This is a genomic window from uncultured Veillonella sp. (assembly GCF_963543145.1).
Lineage (GTDB): Bacteria > Bacillota > Negativicutes > Veillonellales > Veillonellaceae > Veillonella.
This window is the reverse complement of the sequence record NZ_CAUTZP010000008.1, coordinates 75,566-89,639: the sequence shown is the minus strand read 5'-3', so window position 1 is coordinate 89,639 and position 14,074 is coordinate 75,566. Positions and strand designations below refer to the sequence as shown.

The 14,074-nt window shown below is 39.3% G+C and carries 13 protein-coding genes and 3 tRNA genes; 1 reads left to right on the top strand and 15 read right to left on the bottom strand.

Annotated elements, in window-relative coordinates; translation table 11 throughout:
* Window positions 1-233 precede the first annotated feature (233 nt).
* The 13 genes from RWZ05_RS05230 to RWZ05_RS05170 all read right to left on the bottom strand — a co-directional run bounded on the left by RWZ05_RS05230 (window position 234) and on the right by RWZ05_RS05170 (window position 11,470).
* Window positions 234-309, bottom strand: a tRNA-Lys gene (locus tag RWZ05_RS05230).
* A gap of 4 nt (window positions 310-313) precedes the next feature.
* Window positions 314-388 (bottom strand) — tRNA-Gln (locus RWZ05_RS05225).
* 24 nt (window positions 389-412) lie between these two features.
* Window positions 413-488: transfer RNA gene (locus RWZ05_RS05220), tRNA-His, on the bottom strand.
* A 218-nt stretch (window positions 489-706) separates the two neighbouring features.
* Window positions 707-1,546 (bottom strand): polyamine aminopropyltransferase, encoded by an 840-nt coding sequence (gene speE / locus RWZ05_RS05215; protein ID WP_314642753.1) that lies wholly within the window; start codon window positions 1,544-1,546, stop codon window positions 707-709.
* Between the two features lie 82 nt (window positions 1,547-1,628).
* Window positions 1,629-2,258 (bottom strand): hypothetical protein, encoded by a 630-nt coding sequence (locus RWZ05_RS05210; protein WP_314642752.1) that lies wholly within the window; start codon window positions 2,256-2,258, stop codon window positions 1,629-1,631.
* Window positions 2,259-2,262: 4 nt separating this feature from the next.
* Window positions 2,263-2,697, bottom strand: coding sequence for a peptidylprolyl isomerase (locus RWZ05_RS05205; protein ID WP_005385683.1), 435 nt, complete (start codon window positions 2,695-2,697; stop codon window positions 2,263-2,265).
* A complete protein-coding gene (locus RWZ05_RS05200) occupies window positions 2,694-3,401 on the bottom strand; it encodes a tRNA threonylcarbamoyladenosine dehydratase (RefSeq protein WP_314642750.1) in 708 nt (235 codons plus the stop codon). The genes RWZ05_RS05205 and RWZ05_RS05200 overlap by 4 nt, the downstream gene beginning before the upstream one ends.
* Window positions 3,401-3,775 carry a VOC family protein gene (locus RWZ05_RS05195; protein ID WP_298709957.1) on the bottom strand — a complete coding sequence of 125 codons (375 nt, stop codon included), beginning with the start codon at window positions 3,773-3,775 and terminating at the stop codon, window positions 3,401-3,403. Before RWZ05_RS05195 ends, RWZ05_RS05200 begins: the two co-directional genes overlap by 1 nt.
* Before the next feature lie 79 nt (window positions 3,776-3,854).
* Window positions 3,855-6,938, bottom strand: a complete 3,084-nt coding sequence (locus RWZ05_RS05190; protein ID WP_314642748.1) for an SMC family ATPase — start codon at window positions 6,936-6,938, stop codon at window positions 3,855-3,857.
* The gene (locus RWZ05_RS05185) at window positions 6,939-8,174 is read right to left on the bottom strand and encodes an exonuclease SbcCD subunit D (RefSeq protein ID WP_314642747.1); all 1,236 of its coding nucleotides are present in this window, start codon (window positions 8,172-8,174) and stop codon (window positions 6,939-6,941) included.
* Between the two features lie 118 nt (window positions 8,175-8,292).
* A complete protein-coding gene (locus RWZ05_RS05180) occupies window positions 8,293-9,129 on the bottom strand; it encodes a deoxyribonuclease IV (protein ID WP_314642745.1) in 837 nt (278 codons plus the stop codon).
* A gap of 187 nt (window positions 9,130-9,316) precedes the next feature.
* On the bottom strand, window positions 9,317-9,736 hold the full coding sequence (locus tag RWZ05_RS05175; RefSeq protein ID WP_314642744.1) for a Fur family transcriptional regulator: 420 nt from the start codon (window positions 9,734-9,736) through the stop codon (window positions 9,317-9,319).
* A 171-nt stretch (window positions 9,737-9,907) separates the two neighbouring features.
* On the bottom strand, window positions 9,908-11,470 hold the full coding sequence (locus tag RWZ05_RS05170) for a DEAD/DEAH box helicase (RefSeq protein ID WP_314642742.1): 1,563 nt from the start codon (window positions 11,468-11,470) through the stop codon (window positions 9,908-9,910).
* Window positions 11,471-11,726: 256 nt separating this feature from the next.
* Here RWZ05_RS05170 and RWZ05_RS05165 point away from each other — a divergent pair, with 256 nt between their 5' ends.
* Window positions 11,727-12,302, top strand: coding sequence for a hypothetical protein (locus RWZ05_RS05165; protein WP_314642740.1), 576 nt, complete (start codon window positions 11,727-11,729; stop codon window positions 12,300-12,302).
* An 83-nt stretch (window positions 12,303-12,385) separates the two neighbouring features.
* On the opposite strand, the gene RWZ05_RS05160 is transcribed toward RWZ05_RS05165, so the two are convergent.
* Window positions 12,386-13,456 (bottom strand): hypothetical protein, encoded by a 1,071-nt coding sequence (locus tag RWZ05_RS05160; protein WP_314642739.1) that lies wholly within the window; start codon window positions 13,454-13,456, stop codon window positions 12,386-12,388.
* A gap of 131 nt (window positions 13,457-13,587) precedes the next feature.
* On the bottom strand, window positions 13,588-13,971 hold the full coding sequence (locus RWZ05_RS05155; protein WP_314642738.1) for a hypothetical protein: 384 nt from the start codon (window positions 13,969-13,971) through the stop codon (window positions 13,588-13,590).
* Window positions 13,972-14,074: the final 103 nt, after the last annotated feature.

Sequence of the window (14,074 nt, the reverse complement as noted above, 5' to 3'; positions counted from 1 at the left end):
ATATGTTCAATCATATGATTGATTACCTATCATTGTTCAGTTTTCAAAGATCTGTTACGTTAGTTCTAAGCCCTAACGACTTGTATAGTATATCAATCTAATCCCAAATCGTCAACCTCTTTTTCAAAGATTTTTTCGATTTATTTTTCATAGATTTTATACTTACAATCATAACCAAATACTCTATGAATAGAGATAGAAAACTCACAAACCGAAGTTTGTGAGTTTTAATTTGGTGACTCACCCGCGACTCGAACGCGGGACACCCTGATTAAAAGTCAGGTGCTCTGCCAACTGAGCTAGTGAGTCATGTTGGCAGGGGTGGCTGGGATCGAACCAGCGCATAACGGAGTCAAAGTCCGTTGCCTTACCACTTGGCGACACCCCTACAGTGATTATGATGTGTAGGTTATGGGGTGAGTAGTGGGGATCGAACCCACGCGTAACGGAGCCACAATCCGCCGTGTTAACCGCTTCACCATACCCACCACCTTGTAGGTATCGAAGACATTGTCTTCGTAACAAAGAGAATTATATCTTTTCTCGAGATTTGTGTCAACACCTTTTTTCTCAATTTCATTTAACTTTTACAATCGAAATAAAAAAACGTATTTTCTCTAATATAAACTCTTTTTCCTCATATAAATAAGGAAGCAATTCGGAAGCTAACGCCTCTCGAATGGTGCTTCCCTATTATACATATTATTTACTTACTTGGCAAATAGTTTTTTACAAAATTTGGCAATGCAAAAGCAGCTTTTTGAATTTCCTCATTATAGTACTTAGTTTCAAAGGTTTGTTCACGGTTCGGTGTCCATGTTAATGGATCAAATGTTTTAGAACCCAATGTGAAGCAATGCATACCGGCAGGGTAAATTGGAATAAATGCAGTATATAAACGTGCAATTGGGAAATGATTATTTACATACCCAAATACTTTTTCCACTAATGGTTGATGTAACATCGGAGATTCTGTTTGTTGCACAAACAAACCATCTGCTTTAAGAGCTTTCAGTGTATTCTTATAGAACTCTTCTGTAAACAGACCTTCACCTGGGCCGATAGGGTCAGAGCAGTCTACGATAATTACATCATAGTAATCTTCCGCCTCTGCCATAAAACCAATACCATCGCCAATTTTTACAGTCAATTTAGGATGGTTTTCAATCATTGCTTTTGCAATAGTTGGCAAGTATTGTTTAGCAAGCTCCACAACTTTACCATCGATTTCAACCATAGTTACTTCTTTTACGCAATCATGACGTACGCATTCTCTAGCTACACCACCATCACCGCCACCGATGATCAACACCCGTTCAGGATTAGGATGCAAGAACAAAGGAATATGACTCATCATTTCATGATAAATAAACTCTTCTCGCTCAGATGTTTGGAATACACCATCTAAAGCGAGCATCATACCATACTCTTTAGATTTAAAGACTTCAATTTTTTGGAACTCAGATTCCCCAGAGTAAAGCACTTCTTCCGCTTCAGCACTTAGACGTAAATGAGGTGTTTGTTCCTCAGTAATCCATTGACTCATGTAGTACCTCCTACTTTTATACTACAATACGCACCGTAGAATCCTACGATGCGTATGTATATTACGTTAATTGCTCTATTATTTAACCTTTACGGCTAATATAACAGAAACCACCACCTAGAATGGTATCTTTCATCCAATTCGCCAAAGAGAAATCACGGATTTCACCTTCATCAAAGATGCCACAACGAATATCATCGCCATCCATAAATATTTTGTGAATTGGAACCCAATGCCATGTGTAGAGAGCTTTTTCTTTCCCTTTATGACGATTCAAAAATGCAACGGGTACATCTTGTGCCAATCCATCATGAATAAACTGAGCTGCTGCTTCCACCTCTACGCGAGATGCACAGAAAGGAGATACATTCAGCATATGCACATCATAAGGCAAGTTTTCATCCTCTAGTAAGCGGATAAGACCACGTTCCATCCATTGTGTTTTATATACGCCACCACCAAAGCGTGGTTTTACATATTTCCAAACTAAGTTCATCCGTTCTAATGCGAGTGTTTGATCGGATGTTGTATTTAGATCTAATAAGCCATCCCTAAATTGTGAATAGCCCAACACTTGTGAGGCCGTTGTAGGCCCACAACCAGATAAGCGTTGCCACTCGTCTGTGAACCACTCTTGGTCGTAACCATGTGACGTTTCACCGTTTACATCGATATATAGCCACTCCGGATGTTTAATAGATACATCATTCATGAGATTAACCTTCGATTACTTCAACAGTTTCCATGATAGCACCTTGGTGGATACCATCAACTACGTCCATACCTTCAATTACTTTACCAAATACTGTATGTACACCATCTAAATGAGGTTGTGGTTCGTATACGATAAAGAATTGGCTACCACCAGTATTAGGACCACGGTGAGCCATAGACAATGCACCGCGTTCATGTTTATGAGGGTTACCAATTAATTCATCTTTAATTGTGTAGCCAGGACCACCTGTACCATTGCCATTAGGGCAACCGCCTTGAGCTACGAAGCCAGGGATTACACGGTGGAAACGAAGGCCATTGTAGAAACCTTTGTTGATCAAGTCAATAAAGTTTTGTACTGTGCCAGGTGCTTCTTTATCAAATAATTCAATTACAATATCGCCGCCGTCAGCCATATGGATTTTTGCTTTTTTCATTGTTCAGGTACCTCCAAAATTGTACGCAACACATGTGCTGCTAATATAAAACCTGCCACTGGGGGCACAAAGCTACATGTTCCAGGGCTTGTTGCTTCTCCGCGGAACTGTGGTTTTGTCGGTTTTTCTGTAGAAAATAAAACTAATTGTTTTTTTATGCCCCGTTTTTTGAGTTCTCGACGCATAACGCGAGCGAGAGGACATGTATGGGACTTATTGATATCAGCAATCATAAGTTTTTCTGGATAAAAACGATTACCGCCGCCCATACAAGAAATAACAGGGATGCTTTCACGCTGACAAACCTCAATAATATTAAGTTTTGCCGTTACCATGTCTATAGCATCGATAACATAATCAACGTTTAAACTTTGAATAAATCCAGGACAGCTTTCCTCAGTATACATAATATCATGAGTTTCTATCACCACATCAGGATTAATAGAAAGAGCTCGCGCCCTTGCTACCTCTACCTTACGCTCACCAATAGTGTCATGAGTCGTAATCATTTGGCGGTTCAAATTACTCGGAGCAATGGAGTCACCGTCAATAATGACGATACGCCCCACACCGGCACGAACTAGCGCTTCTAAAGCACCACCACCTACGCCACCGACACCAAAGAGTGCGATAGATGTATTCTTTAATGTTTGAATCTTATCGGGTCCAACTAACCACTCCAAACGGGTTAACATATATTCCATTAATATTTACCCGCCGGAATAATTTCTGTCCAATATCCATCTGGATCCGCAATGAAATAAATGCCCATGTCAGCATTTTCATAGGCTACAACGCCCATTTCTTTATGCTTTTTAAGAGCTGCTTCGTAGTCATCTACATAAAATGCCAAATGGAATTCATTGTCCCCTAAATTATAAGGGCGATCCCAGTCGCGCAACCATGTAAGCTCTAATTCATGAGCCGTATGTGGACTTTTTAAATATACTAAAGTAAAAGCACCACTTGGGTCTTCCAAACGGCGAGATTCCTCAAGTAATAAAGCCTCTTTATAGAAGGCTAGACTTTTATCAAGATCCTTAACATTTATATTATTATGAGCAAATGAAAACTTCATAGGACCTCCTTAATTAATTCCAGTATGTTTTTGTAGGAATTATCCTCTTTTAATAGTATCACATTTTATAATTCTATAGCTAGTTAATCACAAATTTTGCCGTACTGCCATCGTCACCACGAGTGACCTCTAAATGAGCAGGTATACGTGTCTTTAATTCAGGGACATGAGAAATCATGCCGATGAGGCGTCCAGAAGATTGTAACTGTACCAATGTTTCCATGGCAAGTTCTAATGTATCTGGATCGAGCGTGCCAAAACCTTCGTCAATGAACATCGTATCCATATGAATACCGCCAGCATAACTTTGAATGACATCGGCTAGACCTAAGGCAAGGGCCATCGACGCCAAAAAGGTTTCCCCACCAGACAATGTATTCGCTGGTCTTGATTGACCTGTGAAAGCATCCATAACTGCCAAATCAAGACCTTGTTTACCTCGTCCACCACCCGTATAATCGGACCGCTCCAAGGAATAACGGCTACGACTCATCTTTTGAAGTCGTAAATTGGCCGCATACACAACTTCATCTAAAATAGCACCTAGCACATATCGTTCAAAGGTTACATTTTTAAATCCTTGTTCACCACCATTAGCGAGGTCATTTAAACGGCCCAGGAACTCTACTTCATTACGAGCTTCACCCATAGCTAGGTCAAGCTCTTCTAATGATGCTAATGTAGTCTCAATATGTATCGTCTCTTTATCCCATGCCGCTAGATTGCCTACCAGGGTATCTCTACGTTCTACCGCCGCATCATACACCTCATCACTTACTGTATCACGAGGCTCAACTATAGATTCCGCCGTCTTTAACGCCACCTCATATACAGCTTGAGCTTTATTGAAAGCCTCGTCTAATCCGTGTAGTTCAGCTCTAAAGGTATCTAAATCCTTATACTCACCTAACACCTCTAGGAAATCATCTTCAGATAGAGAAGTCGATTGTAATGATTTTATGTATTCCTTATGTGTTACATCAAGGTTGTTGGTTTCTTCTTCCACTTGGGCAGATAAGGTTTCTAAACGCCCACGCTTAGCATTGAGCTGCTCTCGAGCAGCCTCTAAATTTGTTTTACAAACCTCTACTTGCTCATCATATACGTTGATTTCAGTCTCTAACGATACAATCTGTTTCTGCCATGCATCAAGATCTATAGTTGGCAAGATTTTAGATACCGCATCAATCTTAGCTTGTACAGAACTCATCTGAATCTCTAAGTCATGCAAGCTTTCAAGTAATTCCTTATGAGCATTCTCTAATTTCCCTAATTTTTCTTTGACCCCTCTCAGTTCATCCTCATTTGTAGCTATAGTTTTGCTCAACTGTTCAGTATCGCTACGCAAAGCTGCGAGCCGGTCCATTCGGGATAGCAAGTCTTGTTGAATAGAATCAAATGTGTCTTCCGAAAAATCATCAATGGATGATTTAAGTTTAGAAACTTGGTCTTTAACCTCCGCCTCTAACTCATGTAGACGAATTACTAACGTTTCTTTCTGACCAATTTCGCTGGCCTGCTTTTGTAACTCCGCATCACGTAACGTACGAGACGCTTCTATTTCCTCTTTAGTAGGATATAACTCAGGCTTGGATGCTAACTGTGGATGCTCTGTAGAACCACATACAGGACAAGGCTCATTATCTACTACCAAATGAACAAGTTCAAAAGCTCTCCCCTCTGCCATCAAATGTTCTAAACGCTCAAGCTGTACTTTAGAGTTCTTTACAGATTCATCGATAGCCACTAAAGACCGGTCTTTAGCATCAATATCGTTTTGAAGCTTCTGTTTCTGTGCTAATAATTCAGAATATCGTTGCAACTGACTCAACTGTTCTTGTATATGAGGAATAGACTTTAATGCTTCGCTATTAGCTAGAAACTGTTTTCTCGCTTCAACTAAGGCAGCCTCTAAATCAGCTACTAGCTTGTGCTGTGCCTGTAACTCAGCGTCACTTTTCTCTCGGTCCTGTGCTTCTAAGTTACTCTTTAATGTGGTCAATTCCTGATTTAGCAGTGCTAACTCATCAAATTTCTCTGACTGTTGTCGGAGTTGCGCCAATGTAGTCCTCTTAGCTTGTATAGTTTCAGCTTGAGATACTAACACTTCATGAGCCTCTGTACATTTAGACTCATGTTGAGATGCAATTTCTACCCCTTTTTTCGCATCTGAAAGTGCCTTTTCCAAGGTTTTTAATACAGCCTGTTTATCACTAAACTCTTTGTATAGCTCATAGCTTGGCGTTAAAGAAGAGAGGAACTGGACTTTTTCTTGTAAGCTAGAACGCTCCCCTTCTCTTGCTTTTACCAAATCTAATTTAGACGTAGCCTCATCAAGAGATTGTTGCGCCTGATTATATAGGGCCCACTCTTTACGCAATGCATTGAACTGCTCTACCTCGGTAACAGCCTCATCGCGTTTTACAACAAGTCCATCACGATAAGGTATTCGATTCGCTAACAATTCACGTACATGTTGGGCAGTCAGCACTAGAGTATCCTCATCATGAGGAATAGACTGTATCAACGTAGCTTGTTTTGTCAGATTTGCCTCAATCCCTGCTTTTGCATCATCATAAGCGGCTTTGAGAGCCTCTTGTAATTTTCGGTATAGCTCCGTTCTAAAGAGAGTGTGTAGTAATTCCTCACGCTCGTTGGTAGAGGCAACTAGTAATTTTCGGAACTCCCCTTGTGGTAGTAGTACCACTTGTAAAAATTGATCCTTTCGAAAACCTATGATTCGCTGAATCGTATCGCGAATAGCAGCCGCAGAGGTGGCGATAACCTTCCACTCACCATCTTTCATTTCGTATACAGTGGCACTAGCATTCTGTTCACGCATACCAGTACCGCGTTTTTTAGCTACCCATTGTTTCGGCAATCTTTCAACACGATACTGAGCCTCACCGATGGCAAAGGAAAAGTCAACACGCGTCATACGTTCAGGTTCTGCAAAATCACTGCGAATAGCATCTGTTTTTCGCACTTCCCCACTAGGTTCGCCATATAAGGCATACACCATGGCATCTAGTATAGATGTTTTCCCTGCCCCCGTAGGACCAGAGATAAGAAACATAGAGTGATCTCGGAGTGCACTAAAATCCAAAGTAACCAAATCACGGTACGGACCAAAGGCTTCTATAGTTAAAGATATAGGCTTCATTTAGTTCTCCTTTAGAATTCGATCCCATACAGAGTTGATGTATTGTTGCTCACGTTCTGTTAAAGGTTCTTTCCACACCGTTTCGGCAAATTGATTAAATAATTCACGCTCGTTTAACTCTTTAAAAACTGCATCTCCCATGTCAGCTATAGGCGCTGTTACACGACCCACAAGGTCAATGGTCATACAGCGATTGTAGACCTGGCGCAACTTAGCCATGCCATCCATAACGGGCATCGTATCAAGGAGGCGTGCCTGCACATAATCATCTTTATGCTTAGCCTGTAATTCCTTATTATTTAGCAAGTCTTCAAAATAGCCTTCCAAGATGACAACGTCGCGTTTCGCTTCTACAGGAATGGTGCTAATATCTACGTTACCTTTTGTATCCATATCAATGATGGTAAAAGACTTCTTCTGCGTATGCTCATCAAAGGAATATTTTAAAGGCGAGCCGCTATAGCGAATATAGTCCGCCCCCATCCGTTGCGGGCCATGCAAATGTCCTAATGCTGTATAGTGAAAGTCTTTAAAAACTTGGGGACTAACCTGTTCACTACCACCTACAGACAAGGTACGTTCTGAGCCACCTACTTCACCGCCCATCACAAAGGCATGACTAATGGCAATGCTACGCATCCCCTTTGGCACTTGATTTCGCAAACGGTTACTCCAAGCCTGATACATTTGGTCATAATTATGTAGATTGAGGCTAGGTTCTTCATGTTCACACGTCTCTACATAGGAAAATAGTGAACCTTCAAATATATCCTCATCAGACGGCTTCGATTCATTGACACCTAACCCTAATGCATCCCCAATGCGACGTGGCTCGCTAAAAGGCATAGGGCAAATAGCCACTTTTCCATCAGGGCCTTCAAATTCAAAGGGTTGTAATGCGTGATGTGGAGATCCCCAAATATGGATACCTGATTGACTCAGCATTGAGCGTCCCACTTCAAGCCGTTCTGCCCCATCGTGATTACCACTCACCACGAAGAGTGGCACCTTATAATCCATAGCTAGACGAGTAATAATAGAGTCCCACAACTCAACAGCTTCAATAGGTGGCACTGCTCTATCAAAAATATCCCCTGCTAGCAATATGCCATCAATTTTTTCATCTTTCAAAATAGTAAAGAACTGATTCTCCAACACATGAGCTTGGTCATCTGTTAAGTACTGACCATAAAAAATACGTCCTAAATGCCAATCGGCAGTATGTAACAAACGCATTTTGTCCCCCTTTCCAGTTCTTCTATTCCTTACACTTATAATATTTAGATGGTTATATCGTACTCGTAATACGAGTAGTTATATAATCTATTATATAACTAAATTATTAATCACTTAATTATTGATTCTCTACAATGGAGCGCAACATAGCAATTTCTTTTGCATACCCATCGAGTTCATTTGGCGTTTCCAAATAGAATGGCAAGTTCGTCAATTTAGGATGTGTCACAATACGAGCGATAGCATCAATACCGATGTGACCTTCCCCGATTTTTTCATGACGATCTTTATGAGCGCCCATAGGATTTTTAGAGTCATTTAAGTGAATGGCTTTCAAACGGTCTAAGCCTACAATACGGTCAAATTCATCGATAACACCATCGAGATTATTGACGATATCATAACCACCTTCGTGGATATGGCATGTATCAACACATACGCCCATGTATTCTTTTAATTTTACACCGTCGATGATGCGCGCAATCTCTTCAAAGCGAGAACCAATTTCTGTTCCTTTACCGGCCATGACTTCTAAGAGAACGGTTGTCTTCATGCCAGGGAATAAGATTTCGTTCAAACATTCTACGATGTATTCGATGCCTTGGTCTACACCTTGCTTCACATGACTGCCTGGGTGAAAGTTATACATTTGGCCTGGTAAATATTCCATCCGTTCTAAGTCTTCCATCATGGCTTGTTTTGCAAAGGCCCGCAAATCTTCTTTTGCAGCACACGGATTATACGTATATGGCGCGTGAGCTAACACGGTACCAAAGTTATGTTCTTTCATATACGCACTCAAGCTATTCATATCTTCTACATCAAGAGCACGCATACTACCGCCACGAGGATTACGGGTGAAGTATTGGAATGTATTACCTCCAATCTTTGTAGCTTCCTTTCCCATATTTAAATAACCTTTGCTAATTGATAAGTGACTACCGATGACAAACATAATTCTCCTTTATATATGATTCGTAAATCTTATTGCTAATTACTAATTGAATACTAATAGAATACTAACTGAATACTAACTGAATGCTAACTGAATACTAACTGAATACTAACTAAAAAAATGTCCCATAGAAATAACTAATAAAACCCCTACCGTGAAGGAGCCCTTCATCGACAGGGGTTATCTATTAATGGCTTTCTTTTTTTGCACACTCAGGGCACACACCTTCAAAGGTAATATGTTGACCTGTGATTTGGTACTCGCTACCTTGATCCGCAATCGTTCTAATAGCTTGCAAATCAATGCCCATCATATCTTCTACCTTATTGCAACGAATGCAACGGATATGAGAATGAGCTTGTGTATCCCAGTCGTAATGAGCGCGCTCATCACCAACTTCTAAGATTTTTACAAGACCGATTTTTTCAAAAATCTCCATCGTCTTGTACACTGTAGCCAAGCTCATGCTTGGATGTTCAGGGCGCAACGTATGATACAACATCTCTGCTGTGGGATGATCATGATGACCACGCAAAGCATCATAAATCGCAATACGTTGTGGGGTTACTTTAAACCCTTGGCTACGCAAAATTTGTGCGATATCCATAATAATCTACCTTTCTCCACTTGGAAATCTCTAAGGCATAGGTCATTATCGACCATTTACAAGAAATAATTATTATTTATTATATCAAAACTCTTAATACTTATCAAGATAGATAGTATTAACTATTAAGTAATAAAAAATGTGGATTGCTCGTAAGCAATCCACATTCTATTAGTCTTTAAAGTAAGGTTTGAAACCTTCACCTTGATGACGAGGTTTTCTATCACCACGTGGACGATCAGATCTACGATCATCTCTGCGGCGGTCATCACGACGTTCACCTCTGCGGTCATCACGGCTGCGACGAGGTCGGTCATCGCGACGACGATCTCCGTCACGGCGGCGATCACTATCTCTACGACGGTCACCATCACGACGGCGGTGGCCACCTTCACGGCGACGGCGTACGCGTAATGGTTTTTCTTCTGTAATATTTACAGGAGTCGTATCTGGTTCTTTTGTTAACAATTTAAGAGCTGCTGCCAATAACGTTACGGAATCTGTATCATTTAACAATTCCTCTGCACTCGCTTTGAATGGCGCTAATGCTTCTAAATTATCTGTCATTTCAACAAGGCTTTCAATTGCCAAACGTTGTTGACCTTCAAGAACTTCACCTAAGGAAGGTGCACGACGGCGTGCGATTTTACGTTTTGTTAAACGCTCGATAGCATGTAAATGCTCCATTTCACGAGGGATAACGAACGTGAAAGCTTGACCAGCTTTACCAGCACGGCCTGTACGACCTACGCGGTGCGTGTAGCTTTCAGGATCTTGAGGCATATCGTAGTTATATACGTGAGATACGCCAGAAATATCAAGACCACGAGCTGCCACATCAGTAGCCACGAGAATATCAATGGTACCTTCGCGGAATTGGCGAATTACGCTGTCTCGTTTTTGTTGGGACAAATCGCCATGGATACCTTCCGCCATGTAACCACGTTTTTTTAAACCTTCAGTTACTTCATCAACACGACGTTTAGTACGTGTAAAGATAATAGCAAGTTCAGGTGTTTGGATATCGAATAAGCGGCAAAGAACATCGAATTTTTGACGGTCTTGCACTTCGATATAATATTGTTCAATTAAGTCCATCGTTACTTGAGTCGGTTTCATACGAATCAATGTTGGCTCTGTCAAATATGTTTCAGCTAATTGTTGGATAGCTTTAGGCATAGTTGCGGAGAACAACAATGTTTGATGGTCTTCTGGGATAGCACCCAAGATTTTATTGATATCATCAACAAAGCCCATGTTTAACATTTCGTCTGCTTCGTCCAATACCACTACTTTCACATGGTCAAAATGGATAGAACCACGATCCATATGGTCCATCAATCGGCCTGGAGTGGCAACGATGATTTGTGGGTTCTTTTTCAAGGCACGGAACTGACGATTAATATCTTGACCACCGTAAATAGGTAGTGCTGTGATATTCGTATATTGAGCCATTTTATTAAGCTCTTCAGCTACTTGGATAGCTAATTCTCGTGTAGGGGATAAAATAACTACTTGAACGTGACGCTCATTCCCGTCTACGCGTTCCAATACAGGCAAGCCAAATGCTGCTGTCTTACCAGTACCTGTTTGAGCTTGACCAATCATGTCTTTACCGCTCATGGCTACTGGGATAGCTTCCTGTTGAATTGGCGTAGGCTCTTCAAAGCCCATATCGTTTAACGCTCTTAGAACAGGTTCGCTAATCATTAATTGTTCAAATTTTTCTAACATCTAAATGTGTTTCCTCCTATCGCGCACGAATTATGCGCGTTAGAATAGTATACCATATTTCAATGGTGAAAGCTATTACATCAAATGTATTTTCTAATACATATATTCATGAATCCTAATCAACTCTATAAGAAAAAATATAATTTAGGTATAATATAATTAAAATAACTTCTAAAAAGCCAAACAAATTAATGGATACTCTTTAAGCATTTACAATGTTACTAAACTTTTAAGAGCATTATAAAAGGAATATACAATGAAACCACTTACTCTTAAACGATTTGTGTTATTACCATTAATTATATTCTCCCTCATAATAACAACAGGTTGTCATATTCTCTCCCATTACAGTGAGGATGAAGTACAACAATATATAAATAAGAACTATCCTAATCTGACGTATCACCTAGAATCACAACGGAATCATACATGGCAAGTTACCTTTGACAAATATCCACAAATGCCCATTGAAATATCTGAAGTCATGCACACCTCGGCACCAGTTGTACCACAAGTTGATCGAATACTAATAACCAACATTCCGTTGATAACTGTATTTCCACTAATGAAAAACTATATAACAGCAGAGGAGTTATCCTATGCCACATATGATACATCCACCTTGTATATTGAAATGCCTATCCCTTATTCAGCCATACAAAACCAAGATGTAGCAAGTTTTTACAATCGTATGAATCAATTCAGCAAAGAATATGCTAACACCTATCCAGATTTCAAAGAAAAAATATTTATTAGAGTCATTATAAAACCATCTGATGGTTCTGATTCACCGGAAGAGTATAGAAGAATATTCCGTTTGTCTCAGTACTAATAAAACAGGCGCCTCCTAAGAGGCGCCTATTTTATTTATGAAAAAATCTTACCATTTAATCATCTAAATTATTATATGCAACATCATTTCATACTATCAGTATCAACCCTTATGACTCTCCTAAAGAAATCATATCCACCATTTATATAATCGCCTATTTCCATTTCACTATCTTGAAAATATGGTGAAACAGGAAAATATCCCCACACAACACCTAACCCACCACATATATTGCGGCCACCGTCTCCACCTTTATAGGAAACCACATCATTATCATATACAATTTCTCTACAATATGGATCATCACCTATAACAAGGCCAAAAAAGTTTTCATTTTCTAATGTATACTCCCCATCATTATCCATCCACTCCATATGTTTTAAATTCATAGAGAAATCTATATTGTTCCCCCACGGGAAAATAGTTCTACAACCTTTGCCAGCTAAATACTCCCACTCTCTCGGTGTAGGAAGGGAGTATCCATTATCTTTCAAATCCTGTAAAAGTTTCTTAAATGTGTTTTCTTCATAAACTTTTCCACACCAATTGCTATCGTCTTTTTTATATAAACAAACAGTGTTATGCACCAGCACTTCAGAAAGGCCGTCTCTTTTGGCTTTTTCTATCATTTGCTGCCAATCTTTATTTTGTGCCAGCTTCTCATCTGGAATAGGTACCCAACAGGTCTCACTATACTCTTTTTGTACTAACAATGGGGGTATAACAAACTCCCCCTCTTGAGTAAAATTATGCGTAATATAATTTTCTATGTTAGATACTATTTCTTCATCCGCTAATGTATCTTTTATCTTAGTTAGAACATCCTCTTCATTGTAAATTTTATCCTCGTATCCATCTACAAATGGATAAACAAGTTCCGCTAGATTTTCGTCATTAAAAATATCTTGCAACCGTTTGTTTTCAAAATTAAGACCTAACTTAATGGTATCACCAGGAACAAAGATAAACTCTATACCATCATTAGAACGATATACAGCCGTATATATGGATTTTTCAAAAGCAGTAAACTCTTTAAATCCAATCAATTCTAAAGAATATATTTTCGCGATGTTCTTTAATAGGATTTTTTTATCATAAATTGGCAACAAATCATATTGAAGATTGTACAATTTTTCAATGGAAATAGGATGCATTAATCTACTTCTCCTTATTTTGCATGTAACATATATATGACTGACTATAACAATCAACTATACATATATACATATATAAATATAGATATAAAGCCTTATCTATAGTTGAACAATTAATAATTAAAGAACTATCAACATAACTCAGCCAAGAAAATAAGGGAAAACACCCATAATACAATGCCATATGTCATATTGGTTTTCACCTTATCAAGGCTCACCTTTCCATTATGCAGTAATCTACCCGTTGTACTATAAGGGATCATCGGCCCTGGAACCAATACTGTAATGTAAAACTCTAGGCTTTGAGCTGTAGATTCTACACCATTTAATAGATACTTAACATCATATCCATAAATAACTGTAAAATTAGGAAGTTCTTTAATGATTCTAGGCTTAACTGATAAAATCTCTACGGAAATACCTTTTCGACGACACCAAAAACGAAATACAATTAAATATGATCCAAAAATCATTAGAATGATTGCCACACAGAACTGCCATGGATTAACAAACATTATTTCTAATCCTTTCTAAAGTTGATTTTGATTTACCATCTACTGTAAGTATACCATCAGAAATAGCAGATTGAGTAGTCGATCTAGCTTTACCTTTGGAGCC

Coding starts and splice junctions, on each gene's coding strand:
- RWZ05_RS05160 (WP_314642739.1), bottom strand. CDS start 13,456: ATGCATCCTATTTCCATTGAAAAATTGTACAATCTTCAATATGATTTG.
- RWZ05_RS05200 (WP_314642750.1), bottom strand. CDS start 3,401: ATGGAATATATGTTAACCCGTTTGGAGTGGTTAGTTGGACCCGATAAG.
- RWZ05_RS05185 (WP_314642747.1), bottom strand. CDS start 8,174: ATGCGTTTGTTACATACTGCCGATTGGCATTTAGGACGTATTTTTTAT.
- RWZ05_RS05170 (WP_314642742.1), bottom strand. CDS start 11,470: ATGTTAGAAAAATTTGAACAATTAATGATTAGCGAACCTGTTCTAAGA.
- RWZ05_RS05205 (WP_005385683.1), bottom strand. CDS start 2,697: ATGAAAAAAGCAAAAATCCATATGGCTGACGGCGGCGATATTGTAATT.
- RWZ05_RS05190 (WP_314642748.1), bottom strand. CDS start 6,938: ATGAAGCCTATATCTTTAACTATAGAAGCCTTTGGTCCGTACCGTGAT.
- speE (WP_314642753.1), bottom strand. CDS start 1,546: ATGAGTCAATGGATTACTGAGGAACAAACACCTCATTTACGTCTAAGT.
- RWZ05_RS05175 (WP_314642744.1), bottom strand. CDS start 9,736: ATGGATATCGCACAAATTTTGCGTAGCCAAGGGTTTAAAGTAACCCCA.
- RWZ05_RS05155 (WP_314642738.1), bottom strand. CDS start 13,971: ATGTTTGTTAATCCATGGCAGTTCTGTGTGGCAATCATTCTAATGATT.
- RWZ05_RS05180 (WP_314642745.1), bottom strand. CDS start 9,129: ATGTTTGTCATCGGTAGTCACTTATCAATTAGCAAAGGTTATTTAAAT.
- RWZ05_RS05165 (WP_314642740.1), top strand. CDS start 11,727: ATGAAACCACTTACTCTTAAACGATTTGTGTTATTACCATTAATTATA.
- RWZ05_RS05210 (WP_314642752.1), bottom strand. CDS start 2,258: ATGAATGATGTATCTATTAAACATCCGGAGTGGCTATATATCGATGTA.
- RWZ05_RS05195 (WP_298709957.1), bottom strand. CDS start 3,775: ATGAAGTTTTCATTTGCTCATAATAATATAAATGTTAAGGATCTTGAT.